This window comes from Microbacterium sp. NPDC028030 (assembly GCF_040637855.1).
Classification (GTDB): Bacteria; Actinomycetota; Actinomycetes; order Actinomycetales; family Microbacteriaceae; genus Microbacterium.
Map to the genome: position 1 here is coordinate 42,510 of NZ_JBEZXF010000001.1, position 14,443 is coordinate 56,952.

General features: G+C 69.2%; 11 protein-coding genes. 5 read left to right on the forward strand and 6 right to left on the reverse strand.

Annotated features, from left to right (window positions below; translation table 11 throughout):
* Positions 1–23 precede the first annotated feature (23 nt).
* The 3 genes from AB0E56_RS00150 to AB0E56_RS00160 all read right to left on the reverse strand — a co-directional run bounded on the left by AB0E56_RS00150 (position 24) and on the right by AB0E56_RS00160 (position 6,101).
* Positions 24–269, reverse strand: a complete 246-nt coding sequence (locus tag AB0E56_RS00150) for a YbdD/YjiX family protein (protein ID WP_359796094.1) — start codon at positions 267–269, stop codon at positions 24–26.
* Position 270: 1 nt separating this feature from the next.
* The gene (locus tag AB0E56_RS00155; protein ID WP_359796095.1) at positions 271–2,556 is read right to left on the reverse strand and encodes a carbon starvation CstA family protein; all 2,286 of its coding nucleotides are present in this window, start codon (positions 2,554–2,556) and stop codon (positions 271–273) included.
* A gap of 299 nt (positions 2,557–2,855) precedes the next feature.
* Positions 2,856–6,101: a S8 family peptidase gene (locus AB0E56_RS00160; RefSeq protein WP_359796096.1), complete on the reverse strand. Its 3,246-nt coding sequence runs from the start codon at positions 6,099–6,101 to the stop codon at positions 2,856–2,858.
* A 189-nt stretch (positions 6,102–6,290) separates the two neighbouring features.
* On the opposite strand from AB0E56_RS00160, the gene AB0E56_RS00165 reads away from it, so the two are divergent.
* The 5 genes from AB0E56_RS00165 to AB0E56_RS00185 all read left to right on the forward strand — a co-directional run bounded on the left by AB0E56_RS00165 (position 6,291) and on the right by AB0E56_RS00185 (position 10,998).
* Positions 6,291–6,836, forward strand: coding sequence for an ECF transporter S component (locus AB0E56_RS00165; RefSeq protein ID WP_359796097.1), 546 nt, complete (start codon positions 6,291–6,293; stop codon positions 6,834–6,836).
* A gap of 98 nt (positions 6,837–6,934) precedes the next feature.
* Positions 6,935–8,659, forward strand: coding sequence for an ABC transporter ATP-binding protein (locus tag AB0E56_RS00170; protein ID WP_359796098.1), 1,725 nt, complete (start codon positions 6,935–6,937; stop codon positions 8,657–8,659).
* Between the two features lie 68 nt (positions 8,660–8,727).
* The gene (locus AB0E56_RS00175) at positions 8,728–9,513 is read left to right on the forward strand and encodes an energy-coupling factor transporter transmembrane component T (RefSeq protein WP_359798240.1); all 786 of its coding nucleotides are present in this window, start codon (positions 8,728–8,730) and stop codon (positions 9,511–9,513) included.
* Between the two features lie 10 nt (positions 9,514–9,523).
* Positions 9,524–10,399: a siderophore-interacting protein gene (locus AB0E56_RS00180; protein ID WP_359796099.1), complete on the forward strand. Its 876-nt coding sequence runs from the start codon at positions 9,524–9,526 to the stop codon at positions 10,397–10,399.
* Positions 10,396–10,998: an ECF transporter S component gene (locus tag AB0E56_RS00185; RefSeq protein WP_359796100.1), complete on the forward strand. Its 603-nt coding sequence runs from the start codon at positions 10,396–10,398 to the stop codon at positions 10,996–10,998. The genes AB0E56_RS00180 and AB0E56_RS00185 overlap by 4 nt, the downstream gene beginning before the upstream one ends.
* Before the next feature lie 91 nt (positions 10,999–11,089).
* On the opposite strand, the gene AB0E56_RS00190 is transcribed toward AB0E56_RS00185, so the two are convergent.
* The 3 genes from AB0E56_RS00190 to AB0E56_RS00200 form a co-directional block, all read right to left on the reverse strand.
* Positions 11,090–12,418: a DUF222 domain-containing protein gene (locus tag AB0E56_RS00190; RefSeq protein WP_359796101.1), complete on the reverse strand. Its 1,329-nt coding sequence runs from the start codon at positions 12,416–12,418 to the stop codon at positions 11,090–11,092.
* 177 nt (positions 12,419–12,595) lie between these two features.
* Positions 12,596–13,534 (reverse strand): carbohydrate ABC transporter permease, encoded by a 939-nt coding sequence (locus AB0E56_RS00195; protein ID WP_359796102.1) that lies wholly within the window; start codon positions 13,532–13,534, stop codon positions 12,596–12,598.
* Positions 13,535–13,536: 2 nt separating this feature from the next.
* Positions 13,537–14,442 carry a sugar ABC transporter permease gene (locus AB0E56_RS00200; RefSeq protein WP_359796103.1) on the reverse strand — a complete coding sequence of 302 codons (906 nt, stop codon included), beginning with the start codon at positions 14,440–14,442 and terminating at the stop codon, positions 13,537–13,539.
* Between the last annotated feature and the right edge of the window lies 1 nt (position 14,443).

Below are 14,443 nucleotides of genomic sequence, written 5' to 3' on the forward strand. Positions count from 1 at the left end.
GCCTAGGCACCGGCCGCTCCTCCTCAGCAGCAGCGGGCACCGGGGTTGCGGTCCTGGTCGTCCATCCGCTGCCGCCAGAACTGCCGCTCGGTCATCGGCTCCTCGTGCGGATGCACCCGCCGCTGATGGGCGACATACGTGGCGTACGCGGTGTCTCCCATGAGCGTGGTCATGTACCAGCGGATGCCGCGGCCGACCCGCCCCGCAGCGCTGAGCAGCGTGCGCAGGAGGGTGGTCGCGGCATCCGTCCGATTCACGGTGTCGGCCATCTCAGTGGGTCGTCGTCCGGCGCTCGTCGGCGAGGAGCGGCTCCCACTGCTTCTCCAGCTCGCGCTCGTCGGCGCTGGGGAGGAAGCCCGCCGGGGCGAAGCGGCGAGAGGCCACGGGCGCATCCTCGGTGTTCTCGCCACCGCCGTTGCGGATCGCCCGGACCGTGACGATCACGGCGGCGATCATGACGATGATCGCGAGGGTCACGAAGATGATCGACAGCGTGCCCTGCACCGCGGTGTTGCGGATGACCGCCTGGAGCACCTCGGGTTCGCCGAGCGCCGTGTCGCCCGTGTTGAGGGCCTCGAGGTAGCGGAAGTGGTTCGCCCAGTATCCGATCGCCGGCACGGGCGAGAAGATCTTGTAGAGCGATGCGGTCACCGTCACGACGGCCGTGAACGCGAGCGGCAGCGCGATGATCCACAGCCACTTGACGTACGACCGGCCGCGCTTGGCGACGATCGCGAGCACCACGGCGAGCGCGATCGCGGCGAGCAACTGGTTCGCGATGCCGAACAGCGGGAAGAACGTATTGATGCCGCCGAGCGGGTCGGTCACGCCGAGGATGAGGATCGCGCCCCAGCCGGCCACCATGATCGCGGTGCAGATCCACACACCCGGACGCCACGAGACGTCGCGGAACTTCGGGAACCAGGCGCCGATCGAGTCCTGCAGCATGAAGCGGGCGACGCGGGTTCCGGCGTCCACGGCCGTGAGGATGAACAGGGCCTCGAACATGATGGCGAAGTGGTACCAGAACGCCATGAGCGCCTGCCCGCCGAGGGCCTGCTGCATGATGTGCGCGAGTCCGAGCGCGAGCGTCGGTGCTCCACCCGTGCGCGAGACGATCGATTCCTCGCCGACCATCGTGGCGGTGCCGGTGAGCATCTCGGGCGTGAGGTTCACCCCCGTCAGACCCAATGAGTTCACGAAGGCGACGGCTCCCTCGACGGTGCCGCCGGTGGCGGCGGTGGGTGCGTTCATGGCGAAGTAGATGCCCTGGTCGATCGAGATCGCGGCGACGAGGGCCATGATCGCGACGAACGACTCCATGAGCATGCCCCCGTAGCCGATGAAGCGCGTCTGACGCTCCTTCTCGATCAGCTTCGGCGTGGTCCCCGAGGCGATCAGCGCATGGAAGCCCGACAACGCACCACAGGCGATCGTCACGAACAGGAACGGGAAGAGCGGACCGGCGAACACCGGGCCCATGCCGTTCTCGCCGAAGATGCTGATCGCGGGAACGGTGATCTCGGGGCGGACCAAGACGATCGCGCCGGCGAGCATGACGATGACGCCGATCTTCATGAACGTCGACAGGTAGTCGCGCGGGGCGAGCAGCAGCCAGACCGGGAGCACGGCGGCGACGAAGCCGTAGATGATGATGCCCCACGCGATCGTGGTGCGGTCGAGGTGGAAGATCGCCTGACCCCACTCGGTGCCGGCGACCCAGCCGCCGCCGATGATCGCGGCCATCAGGAGCACGAAGCCGATGATCGACACCTCGGTGACCTTGCCTGGACGCAGGAACCGCAGGTAGACGCCCATGAACAGCGCGATCGGGATCGTCATGGCGACCGAGAACACGCCCCACGGGCTCTCGCCGAGAGCGTTGACCACCACGAGGGCCAGGATGGCGACGATGATCAGCATGATCAGCAGCGAGGCGATGATCGCGGCGGTGCCTCCAATCCTGCCGAGTTCCTGTCGAGCCATCTGGCCGATGGTCCGACCGCCGCGGCGCATCGAGAAGAAGAGCACCGTGTAGTCCTGCACGGCACCCGCGAGCACGACGCCGACGATGATCCAGATTGTGCCGGGGAGGTAGCCCATCTGCGCGGCGAGCACCGGTCCGACGAGGGGTCCGGCGCCCGCGATGGCCGCGAAGTGGTGGCCGTAGAGCACGCGGCGGTCGGTGGGGACGTAGTCCTTGCCGTCCTGCTTGACCTCGGCCGGAGTGGCACGGCGGTCATCGGGCCGGGTGATGTACCTCTCGATCACCTTCGAATAGAAGCGGTACCCGATCAGGTAGGTGCACACGGCGGCGAACACGAACCAGATCGCGTTCACGGTCTCGCCCCGGACGATCGCGAGCATGGTCCAGGCGACCGCTCCGAGCAGGGCGATCGCCGCCCAGAGGATGATCTTGGGCAGGGTCCAGCGGTTCGACTTCTCGTGGTGCTCTTCGCTGAGGGCGACGGGCGGGAGTGCCGGGTCGGTGACGATGATCGGGTCGGCATCGACCAGTCCGGCGCCGTCACGGCGGCGCGACGAAGGTGCGGTCATGGGGGTCTCCTCGGGGTACGCGACGTTGCGTTCTCCCACGCTAGGAACGCGGCGCCCTCCGAGCGGCACCCCGACCGGATGCTGCGACGAGCGGCAGGGATCGCGCGATGAACGGCCGCCTCCGTGTCCCTGCGCCCCGGGACGGATGCACGACCCCGACACGGCGGCCTGTCCCGCACGGCCGAATCCGTCGTGCATCCGTTCCCGGATCGTGCAGGTGTTCCCGTCGTGCATGCGAGTCGGGCACGCACACAGCGCCCCGCGGAAGGGAGACCGCGGGGCGCTGCGCTGTGGGGGACCTACCCTCGGGGAGCCTCCGTCTCAGGCGCCGGGGTCGGGGTGCCCGTCTCGGGCGTGCCCGTCTCGGGCGCGTCCGTCGGCGGGGCATCCGTCTCCGGGGCTTCCGTCTCCGGGGCGTCCGTCGGCGGGGCGTCCGTCGGCGGGGCATCCGTCGGCGGGGCATCCGTCTCCGGGGCGTCCGTCTCCGGGGCCTTCGCGTCGGGCGCTGCGGCGGGCACGTCGACCGTCAGCACGGTACGGACCTCGGAGTCGCCGTACTGCACCAGCCCGAGGTAGCGGGCCCCCGCGGTGAGCCCTGTCCAGCCGAGCTCGTACGAGGTCCGCTGTCCGCGCACCGCGGCGATCGGGTTCGGTGTCGCGGTGAGCTCGCCCTCGCCGTCCGGCAGCACGTTGGCGTAGGTCATGTCCCACGTCATCGGGCCCGTCGTCGAGTAGATGTTCGCCACCACGAGGTACGTTCCCGCGGTCGGTGCCGGGATCGTGACCTGTTCGTCGGCCGAACCCGTCGCCGACTGCCAGCGCTGGTAGTACTGCAGGTCGTCCGCGCTCACCACGCGGTACACGGTGAGGTCGAGGTCGCTGCCCTTGTCGTCCGACGAATCGAGGTCGAACCGCGAGAGGGTCGTCCCCTCCGGCACGTCCACGATCCAGGCCACGTCCTTGTTCGCATCGCCCGACTTCTCGTCGCCCGAGTGCCCATCGACCGGATTGTCCGGATCGGCGAGCAGCTGGAACGGCGTGAGCCCGGACAGGTCGAGCGCCAGGTCGCCCGTGAGACCGGGGATGATCTCCACGGGAGCCGTGCCGTCGGTGCCGGTGCCGGTGACCTCGGCCGGGGCGTCGGCTGTGACCGGGAACAGCGCGATCGGCGAGCGCACCGAGTTCTTCGCGCTCGTCCAGGTCAGAGAGCCGGTGGCCCACTGCTCCACGGGCGCGCTCGCGTTGTCGAACGTGACCGTGAAGGTCTTCGTCTGACCCGCCCGGTCGAACTTCAGCTGCTGCGGTGTGACCTTGACGTTCACTCCCGGCACGGAGGCCTTCGCGGTGAAGGTCCCCTTCTCGGTCGAGGTGACCGTGCGGGTCACCGTCTGCGCGCTGGTGAGCGAGCCGATCGAGATCGAGGCCTGGTTCAGATCGCTGCCGTCGATGGGGTCGATGCCGGGGAAGTCCGACAGTCCCTTCCCGTCGAGGAACGCCGCCCAGTCCTTCACCCCGTTGAGGTACAGCAGACCCGGGTTCAGGTACCGCTTCGGGTCGACCTGCCCCGCGCCCTGCTCGAACGGGTTCGTGTTCTTCGATCCGTCGGGCAGCACCGTGTCGTAGGCAGTCGTCATCATCGCCGACCGGATCTCGGCCGGCGTGGCCTTCGGGTGCTCGCCGAGGTACAGCGCGCCGAGACCCGCGACATGCGGCGAGGCCATCGACGTGCCGGACAGGATCCCGAAGGTCGGATCCTCACCGGGTGCGTTGTTCGTCGCCGCGAGGATCGCGACGCCGGGGGCGGCGACATCCGGCTTGAGCACATCGCTGCCGTCGGCCAGCATCGGCCCGCGGCTCGAGAAGCCCGCGATCTGCGGCGTCGGGGTCGTGACACCCGTGGTGTTCTCACCCACGAGGGTGATCGGCCGGTCGACGCCGCCCTGCACGTAGGCGAGCACGGCGGCGCGGTGCACCGCGTTCAGGTGCACGGTGGGCACGGCGTGGAAGTCGTTGTCGAGCGAGTCGGCCCCACCGGGCACGTTCACGAGGACCATGCCGATACCACCGGCATCCTTCACGACCTGCGACTTCTCGGCGCGCGCGTTGCCACCGCGATCGCACACCACGATGTGTCCGGCGACCTTCGCGGGGTCGAGGGCGTCCGGAAGGCAGAGCTCCGCATCCGTGGCGGCTGCACCCGCGGCTGCGGCGTCCCCGGCGTAGATCGACGGGCCGGTGACGCTCTCGCCGAACGGCACGCTCACCGAGGCGCCGGCCTGCTCGAACCCGTCGAACTGCACCGTGCCCTCCCAGGTCGGGATGGTGGAAGCGGCGACCGTCGTGTACCAGGGCGATGCGTGGTCGGCGGTGACCGGGTCGGGGCCGTCGTTGCCCGCGCTCGTGGCGACGAACACACCGGCGGCCGCCGCATTGAAGAACGCGATGTCCTCCGGGGCGAGGACCGTGCTGGCCGCTCCGCCGCCGATCGAGTAGTTGATCACGTCGACGCCGTCGGCGACGGCCTGGTCGATCGCGGCGACGAGGTCGCTCAGCGCGCAGATGTCGTCGTCGGTGACGGTGACGTCGGGGCCCACGTAGCAGGCCTTGTACGCGGCGACCTTGGCGCCGGGCGCGACGCCGGAGATCGTGCCGAAGTCCACGCCCTCGACCTCGGCCTTCACCTTGAAGTTCCCAGCGGCCGTGCTGGCGGTGTGCGAGCCGTGTCCGTCACCGTCACGCGGAGACAGGTAGTCGTACTGGAAGTCGAAGCCGGCGGCCTCCGCTCCGGCGAAGAAGTACTGTCCGCCGATGAGCTTGGAGGAATAGTCGCTGTGGTCCCAGTCCTGGCCCTCGACCATCGCGGCCTGGAACTGACCGCCGTCCGACTTGTCGAAGTACACGTAGGTGCCGTCGGTGTAGGGCTGGTTTCCCTTGTGGCGGCTCTGCTGCTTCTTCTGCTTCTTGATCTTCTTGCCCTCGAAGGACGGGTGCTCCGGTGCGATGCCGGTGTCGATCACGCCCACCACGACGCCTTCGCCTGCCTTCTCCACGCCACCGGTCTGCTGCCAGACACCGCCCTTGCCCTTGCGGTCGTCGCCGAGTCCGAGGAAGTCGGTCGAGCTCTGCGCGTCGGGGTGACGGATCTCGTCGGGGTAGACGCCGAACACGTCCTTGGACGCCCGGAGCGCATCGACCTGTTCGCCGCTGAGGTCGGCGCTGAACCCGTTCAGCACGACCTGGTACGTCGTGTCGGGCGTGACACCCAGATCGCTCACGAGGTCGGTCTGCTCGGTCTGGAGGTGCTCGACATATCGCTGCGCGTCCTGCGACTGCGTCTCGAGCTGCTCGCCCTCGGCGGGTTTCGTCGCCTTCAGACCCTTGACGTCGCCCTCATAGCTGGCGAGCGGGTCGGCCTTCATGACCACGATGTAGTGACCGGGGGTGCCGGCGACCGGGACGGGGTGCGTCACCTCCTCGGTCGCCGCATAACCGGTGGTTGCCGTCGATGCGATGAACAGCGTCGCCAGGGTGGTGGCTGCTGCCATCCGGAGGGGTGTTCGACCCATGTGGTGCTCCCGATGATCGGGGTACGGCCTCGTTGCCGCACCGCGGCTCAACATAGTCCTGCACTCGGCGATCGATACGAGATGTGGCCGATCGGTCAACCCGCCCTCGCCGATCGGCCAGGGTTTTCCACGGCCGCCCTCCCGATAGGTCGACAGTAAGCTGGTGAGGTGGCCCGCACCTCCGTCCTGTCGACTCGAGTACTGCTCGTCTGCGCGGCGATCGGAGTGGCCACCGGCATCCTCGCTGGCATCGCCGGATGGGTGACACCCGTCCTGCTCGCGAGCCCGCTGCTGTTCCTGTACGGTCTCGTCCTCGGCTCGCACGTGCTGCCGGGGATCATCGCGCAGGAGGTGCTGCGGCTCCCGCTCGTGGCCCTGATCACGCACGTGTTCGCCGCGCTGATCGCGAGCGCGTTCAACCCGGCGTGGGCGCTGCGCTTCATCGGCACCGCCCTGCTGTTCGGACTGATCCAGGAAGGGGTCGCGGCCCTGACCCGCTATCGCGCCTGGGGGCCGTGGCGTTTCTTCCTCTCGGCAGGGATCATCGGCGTGATCGTCGCGGTGGTCGTGTTCTTCGCCGCGCACCTCGCGGTGATGCCGCTGTGGGCGCAGATCCTCTACCTGGCGATCTCCGTCCTCGGGCCGGTGGCGTGGACGGCCATGGGACTCGCGATCGGCTCGGCGCTGCGCACGGCCGGGGTCGCACGGCGCTGACGCCTCCCGGGCGCTGCGAGGGCCGTCAGACTCGATGGCAAATCAGGTAAGGCTCAGCTAAGTTAGAAGGGTTCGATCCGCCGACCCGGGACTCCGCCGTGCGCCCATCCGCGCCCCTGCTCCGCGTGCGTGAGCTCTCACTCACCCACGCCGATGCGTCGCACCCCTCACCGCGCGACGTCACTTTCGACATCCATCCGGGCGAAGTGGTGTTGCTGCTCGGCCCCTCCGGATCCGGGAAGTCGACGCTCACCCTGGCGCTCAACGGACTGATCCCGCACGCGCTGCCTGCGACCATGGTCGGAACCGTGCAGGCCGGAGGCGTCGACACGACGACCGCGACGACGGCCACCCTGAGCACCCGGGTCGCGATGGTCTTCCAGGATCCGGATGCGCAGATCGTCACCGGCAGCGTGTACGACGAGGTGGCCTTCGGGCCGGAGAACCTGCTGCTTCCCCTCGACGTCGTGCGCGCGCGCGTCGAGGAGGCCCTGCGTCGGGTGGGGCTCTGGGATCGCCGCGAGGAGAACCCCGATCACCTGTCGGGTGGGGGACGGCAACGACTCGCGATCGCGTGCGCCCTCGCGATGGGGTCCCCGCTGATCGTGCTCGATGAGCCGACCGCCAACCTCGACCCGCAGGGCATCGACGACGTGTATGCGGCGCTGGCCGATGTGGTCGCCTCCGGCGATCGCGCGATCCTCCTCGTCGAGCACAATCTCGACGCCGCGATGGACTTCGTGACCCGAACGATCGTGCTCGATCATGAGGGCAGGGTCGCATTCGACGGCCCCGCCGCCGACGTCATCCGCGCGCATGCCGCTGAGCTGGTGGCCATGGGCGTGTGGCTCCCCGGCGCCACGCTGGCGGCACTCCGCCTCCGCGAGAGGGGCCTCGCCCTCGATCCGCTGCCGATGACGCCGACCGAGCTCGCCGCCGCGCTCGCCTCACCCGACGCCGGTGGGCACGGTGCACGACCGCTGACGGAGGGCGACGCGGGGTCGACGACCCTCCCACCGACGCCCGGCGCAGACCATGGAGACGACGCAGACCTCGGAGTGGTCCCGATCATCCGGACCCGCGGCCTGACCGTGCGGCGGCGGCGCTCAGAGATCCTGCACGGCATCGACCTCGAGCTCGCGCCAGGGAGTCTCACCGCCATCGTCGGCGCGAACGGAGCGGGCAAGACGACCCTGATCCAGGCGCTCGCCGGGGTGGTCCCGCCTCCCCGCGGTCAAGTGTCGGTGGACGGCATGGACCCAGGCACGGCCTCGCCCCGCGAGCTCGCCGAGCGCATCGGGTTCGTGTTCCAGAACCCCGAGCACCAGTTCCTCGCGCACACGGTGTTCGACGAGTTGGCCCACGGGCTGCGCCTGCGGCACGTGCCGGATGCCGAGATCGCCGCCAGGGTCGACGGGATGCTCGCCCGATTCGGACTCGCCCACAAGGCGGACGTGCATCCGTTCCTGCTGTCGGGCGGCGAGAAGCGGCGCCTGTCGGTGGGGACCGCCCTGATCACACGCCCTCGGTTGCTCGCGTTGGACGAGCCCACATTCGGACAGGACCGCGCCAGGGCGTCGGAGTTGCTCGACCTGCTGCAGTCCCTGCGCGCCGACGGGACGACGATCGTGATCGTCACGCACGACCTGCAGCTCGTCGTCGAGCACACCACCCATGTCGTGGTGCTCGCCGACGGACGCGTGCGGGCGACCGGGCGCACCGCCGACGTGTTCCAGGACGAGAAGGTGTTCGCCGACGCGGGGCTCCGCATGCCCGCCCTGCAGCGGGTGCTCGCCTCGGCCGGTCTCGGGGTGACCTCGTGAGCGCGGATGCCGCGGGCGGCGGACACACCGCTGCAGGCGCACCTCGTGCCTTCGACCCGTATGCGCGGATGACGGCGTCATCGCCACACCAGTTCCTGTATGGGCTCAACCCGCTCGCCAAGGTGGCCGGCTTCGCTCCGGCGATGCTGCTGCTCGTGTTCGTGCGCGACCTCGCGACTCCCGCGGCGTTCCTCGTCCTCGCGTATGCCCTGATCCTGATCGGCGCACGCCTGACCGGTCGCCTCCTCGCCCTCCTGCTCGTGGGAGTGCCGGCGGGCATGCTGCTGGTCGGCGTCGGATTCTCGCTGTGGGTCGACGTGGCACTCGTCGCCGACACCTCGACGCTCGTGCGGATCGGCGACTGGACGCTGCACAGCGGCGCCCTGCTGATCGGCTTCGCGACGGCGCTGCGTCTCGGCTCCATCGTGGCCCTCGCACTCGTGGGCGGACTCACGACCAGTGGGCCCGACCTCGTGCGCGCGAGCGTCCAGCAGCTGCGGGTGCCGTATCGGATCGGCTACACGGCTCTCGCGGCATTCCGGTTCGTGCCGCGCTTCGGCCACGAGCTCGCTGTGATCCGCGCGGCGCACCGCGTGCGGGGATACCACGGGGGACGCGGACCGTTCGCGCGCATCGCCCGCGGTTGGGGCTACATCGTCCCTCTCCTGGCGGGAGCCATCCGGCATGCCGAGCGGGTGGCGCTCGCCATGGACTCGCGGGCGTTCGGCGCGCATCCCACGCGAACCGAGCGGCACCTCGTCCCGTTCCGTATCCGCGACACCGTGTTCACCGTCGCGATGCTGCTGGCCTCGGCGGCCATCTTCATCGCCTTCTTCCCCTGGCAGCTTCCCTGAAAGGCGCACTATGGCGTTCAGCAAGATGGTCAAGCCCGACTCCAGCGACCTCATCCACCTCACCGTGCTGCGCACGGAGCGTCTCTCACCGCATTGGATCCGCGTGACGCTCGGCGGCGGTGAGATCGAGAAGTTCCGGCCGATGGGCTTCGACCAGTGGTTCCGGCTGTTCCTGCCGATCGGCGGCGATGCGGGACTCGACCGGGTGCCGGCGAAGGCCAACAAGATGTTCGGGTACCTGAAGTTCCTCCGCATCCCCGATGGGGAGCGCCCGGTGATGCGCAACTACAGCGTCCGCGCGTATCGCCCGGCGACGGTGCAGGCCGGCGCCGAGATCGATGTGGATTTCGTGCTGCACGGATCCGCAGCCGAAGGGACGGCCGGGCCGGCGTCGCGCTGGGCGGAGACCTGTGAGCCCGGAGAGCACGTGCTGATCATCGACGAGGGGCTGGCCTTCAACCCGCAGCGCGGCACCGATCGGGTCGTCCTGGTCGGCGATGAGACCGCGTTGCCGGCGATCGCGTCGATCTGCGCTTCGCTGCCGGAGGACGCGGTCGGCACGGCGATCGTCGAGGTGCCGAGCGAGGCGGATGCGCTGGAGTTCGCACGCCCCTCGGGGGTGGAACTCGTGTGGATCGTCCGGCCGCACGATGCTGCTCCGGGAGTGCAGGCCCTCGAGGCTCTGGAGAGCACGGCGCTGCCGGCTGCGCCGTTCCACGCGTACGCGGCGGGAGAGCAGGCTCTCGCGTCGGGCGTCCGCAAGCACCTGGTCGGCGCGCGCGGTGTGGACAAGAACGCGGTCAGCTTCTGCGGGTACTGGAAGATCGGCGCGGCCTCCCCCGCGTCGAAGACCGCTCGCGAGGCGGCCGCGGAGCCGCTCGCATGAGCGGGGCGGATGCGGCGGGCGAAGCCGCGCGCGCGGACGGGGTGGTTCCTCGTCGCAGGTGGGGCGGGCGATTCCGCTTCCCCACTGCGATCCTGCTCACGTGCGCTGCGCTCGGCGTTGCCGGCGGCTTGCTGCTGGCACCCGCGAACTGGCTGTCGACGGTCCTGTTCCCCGGTCTTCCCTTCGTCAGCGTGGGGCTCGCAGGCCTCTGGCTGCTGCCCTCGGTCATCGCCCTCCGCCTCCTGCGTCGACCGCTGGTCGGGCTTCTCGTCGGCTTGCTGGCCGGTCTCGTGATCGTGCCGTTCTCGGGCTATGGGTTCGGCAGCGTCGCGACGAATCTGTGGTGGGCGGCCTTCACCGAGCTGCCGTTCCTCTTCGTGCTGTGGCGGTACTGGGGCACCTGGCTGCACTACGCGGGCGCGGTGATCGTCGGTGTCGTCTATCCGGCTCTCGCCTGGGCTTCGTTCGATCTCGGCTCCTTTCCGCTCGGCGTCCAGATGCTGTTCTTCGCGATCACTCTGGCCAGCTGCGTCGGCGCCACGGCACTCGGCATCCTGATCGCCGATCGGCTCCGCAAGGCCGGTGTCGGCCGCCGCTGAGTCCCGCGCGATCAGACGGCACCCCGGTCAGACGGCACCCCGGTCAGACGGCCGCGCGGTCAGACGCCCGCGCGGCTAGACGTCCGTGCGGTCAGGCCGCGATGTCGAAGCGTGCACGTCCGCCGAGCCGCGGTCGTCGCGCAGGATCGACGTAGCTCGGAGGGATGAACCACACCCGTTGCCCTTCGACGCGGATCTCCCACCCGTTGTCATGGATGCGATGGTGACAGGTCTCGCACAGCAGCACCCCGTTGGCCAGGTCGGTCGGCCCGCGGTCGCGCTTCCACCACCGGATGTGATGCGCTTTCGTCATCTCCGGCGGCAACCCGCACATCGCGCATCCGCCGTCCCGCTCGACCAGTGCCAGGCGTTGCGCCCGCGTGAACAGTCGTTTCTCCCGGCCCCAGTCGAGCACTTCGCTCGCCCCGTCCAGCACGCATGGGATCACCCCACCGCCTGCTGCCATCCTGCGCGCCGCGCCGATGCTGATCGGATGATCCAGACCGTCGACGGCTGCCGACCCCGACCCGGTCTCGAGGTCATCGAGACTCATCCGCACCACGACGGTCGCCCCGGCGAGCGGCACCTTCCGGTCGCAGTCGAGCACATGGGCGCAGAACACGGAGAGCGCGTCGGCCTGGATCATCGGCACCGTGCGCCGGTCGGCATCCGGGGCCGCACTGTCGGGCGCATCCTTCCGGGCGGCGAACGCGGCGGTCACGTATCCGCGGATCGCGGTCACGACCGGAGCCGCGGTCTCGACATCGAGGATCGCGTTGAGATGCACCATCCCGTCTCGCTCGAACACCGTCAACGACCGCTTCGCGCGCCGCTCCTCCTCTTTCGGCTCGACGCCGTCGGGGTCGAGCCATGCCTCGGCCCGCACCGCGAGCCTGCGCACCTCATCGAGCGCCAGCCCCCGCGCTTTCTCGACCAGCATCCGCTCCGCCTCGGCCACCCTGACCGCCCCCGCGACCACCCGACACCGATCCAACACGGCGATGACCACACCCGCGACCTGGGCGCTCAACACACCAGAGGTCAACGCGTCGCGCACGACCGGATACCTCGCAGGCAGCCGCTCCCCCCGCAGGTCGGTACGTGGGGCGGTCGCCTCACCCACCTTCACCAACCGCACCGCATCCCCGGTCGAGACCCCCGTCGTCGCGGCGATCAGCTTCGCCGGGGACCGGAAGCCCTGCTGCTTCGCCAGGCTGTCCGCCCCCAGTTCCGGGCGCGACTCCCGCGAGATACCCGCGGCCACATCTGTGTGCACCGCATCCAGCCGCCGCTGCAGCACCCCGAGCGCCGCGCCGACCTCGATCAACTGCGGTCGGGACAGATCGCCCGCGCCCGCAGCATCCGCCCACGCCGCGTCGAGACAAGCCATCGCCTCGTGCAACCCGATCAGTGTGGACATGCTCTCATTCTACCGAGGTAACACGTCAGATTCGAACCTAATTACGAATGAATGCCGGAATTCCGCGAAATGACGACGCGGGCCCACGGCCACCCGATCCCCATAAACTGCCGAGATTAGAAGTTATCCACTACTCCCGAACGGGTGGACAAGACCTCCGCGCTCTCGGCCAGCCCCCTACTTCACGCTCCCCTGCGTCAGCCCGCCCACCAACCACTTCTGGAGGAAGAGCGCCAGCAGGTAGATCGGGATCAGTCCCGAGAGGCTCGCGGCGGCCATCTGCCCGAACATGACCTCGCGGCCACCCTGCATGAGGGCGATGCCCACCGGGAGCGTCTGCGAGTCGATGCTCTGCGTCAGCAGCAGCGGGATCAGGAAGTCGTTGTACGCGAGGATGAAGACGATGATCGACACGGCGACGATGCCGGGCGCAGTCAGCGGCAGGATCACCGACCAGAGCGTGCGCAGCGGTCCGCATCCGTCGATCTGGGCTGCCTCATCGACCTCGAACGGGATCGCACGGAAGAAGCCGTCCAGCAGCCAGACGGCCACCGGGGTGAGCAGCAGTCCCTCGACGATCCCGAGCCCCACCACCGAGTCCATGAGACCCGCCGATCTGACCAGCACGAACAGCGGGATGATCGCCACGACCGGCGGCGCGACGTAGGCCGAGACGATAAGCCCGAGGATCTGCTTTCCACCTGCACGGAGTCGAGCCATGGCGTAGTTGGCGAGGATCGACACCAGCAGCGCGACGAGCACGGCCACGATGGCGGCCCCGAACGAATTGCGGAGATAGGTGAGGATCGGCCAGTTGTCGAACGCGGCCACCCAGTTCTCGAAGGCGAGACGCGAGGGGAGGATCCGCGTCGACAAGATGTCGTCGGGGCTCTTGAACGACATCCCGACCATGTACAGCACGGGCAGCAGGGCGAGCGTGATCGCGACCACGATCACGACCCACTTCACGGCGGTCACGACCGCGGAGGGACGCCCAGGGCGCGAGGTGCTGGACGTGCGGACCTTCGAGCGGCGCCGACGACGCGCGGCAGGCACGACCAGGGTCTCGGTCGCCCTCTCCTCGGTGCGATCGGATGCGCGGAGCGTGAGCGACATGGTCAGCCCTCCTTGTGCAGACGCTGCCGCACGGCGTTGAGCGGCAGGATGACGATGGTGACCAGCACGAGGAAGGCGATGGTCTGCGCGGCCGCGGATCCCACGTCGAAGGTCTGCAGGCCGGTGCGGTAGATCTCGAAGCTGCTGACCGTGGTGTCGAAGCCGGGGCCTCCACTGGTCATGATGAAGACGAGGTCGAACACCTTGAACGAGACGACGAGCTTCAGCAGCAGCACCGTGATCAGGCTCGGCATCACCAGCGGGAACGTGATCCGCCAGAACGTCTGCCACACTCCGGCGCCGTCGACCTGCGAGGCCTCGTACACCTCGGTCGGGAGCGTCTGCAGCGCCGCGAACACGAGCAGAACGCAGAACGGGGTCCACTGCCATGCGTCCACCACTATGACCGAGATCATGGCCGCGGGACTCGAACCGAGGAACAGGAACGGCTCGGATCCGGGCGCGAACGACTGACCGATGTTGTTGAGCAGACCCCCGGTCGGGGCCAGCATGAGCTTCCAGATGACGCCCGCCATGACCGGCGGGGTCATCAGCGGCAGCAGGAGCAGCACCCGGATGATGCGCCCGCCCTTGACCGCCGCGTCGAGCGAGAGGGCGACGGCGAGCCCGGCGACCAGCGCGATCAGGGCCGACGGGATGGCGAACAGGAGCGACCTGCCGAGGGACGGGAGGGTGATCCCGTCCCCCAGCATGGCCGCGAAGTTGTCGAACCCGACCCATTCGGAGAAGGGCCGCCCCAGCGACGACTCCGAGAAGGAGGCGGCGATGATGTACGCGAGCGGATAGATCGCGATGATGACGATCGCGATGACGGCGGGCGCGAGCAGGGCTCGGCCTGTCCACGACGCGCGTCGGGCGACGCGCCGGGTGGCGACGTGCTGCGACATG

Excerpts from the sequence above, each read along its gene's own strand:
- AB0E56_RS00185 (WP_359796100.1), top strand. The coding sequence starts at position 10,396 with ATGAGCGGGGCGGATGCGGCGGGCGAAGCCGCGCGCGCGGACGGGGTG.
- AB0E56_RS00180 (WP_359796099.1), top strand. The coding sequence starts at position 9,524 with ATGGCGTTCAGCAAGATGGTCAAGCCCGACTCCAGCGACCTCATCCAC.
- AB0E56_RS00195 (WP_359796102.1), bottom strand. The coding sequence starts at position 13,534 with ATGTCGCTCACGCTCCGCGCATCCGATCGCACCGAGGAGAGGGCGACC.
- AB0E56_RS00155 (WP_359796095.1), bottom strand. The coding sequence starts at position 2,556 with ATGACCGCACCTTCGTCGCGCCGCCGTGACGGCGCCGGACTGGTCGAT.
- AB0E56_RS00175 (WP_359798240.1), top strand. The coding sequence starts at position 8,728 with ATGACGGCGTCATCGCCACACCAGTTCCTGTATGGGCTCAACCCGCTC.
- AB0E56_RS00190 (WP_359796101.1), bottom strand. The coding sequence starts at position 12,418 with ATGTCCACACTGATCGGGTTGCACGAGGCGATGGCTTGTCTCGACGCG.
- AB0E56_RS00200 (WP_359796103.1), bottom strand. The coding sequence starts at position 14,442 with ATGTCGCAGCACGTCGCCACCCGGCGCGTCGCCCGACGCGCGTCGTGG.
- AB0E56_RS00150 (WP_359796094.1), bottom strand. The coding sequence starts at position 269 with ATGGCCGACACCGTGAATCGGACGGATGCCGCGACCACCCTCCTGCGC.
- AB0E56_RS00160 (WP_359796096.1), bottom strand. The coding sequence starts at position 6,101 with ATGGCAGCAGCCACCACCCTGGCGACGCTGTTCATCGCATCGACGGCA.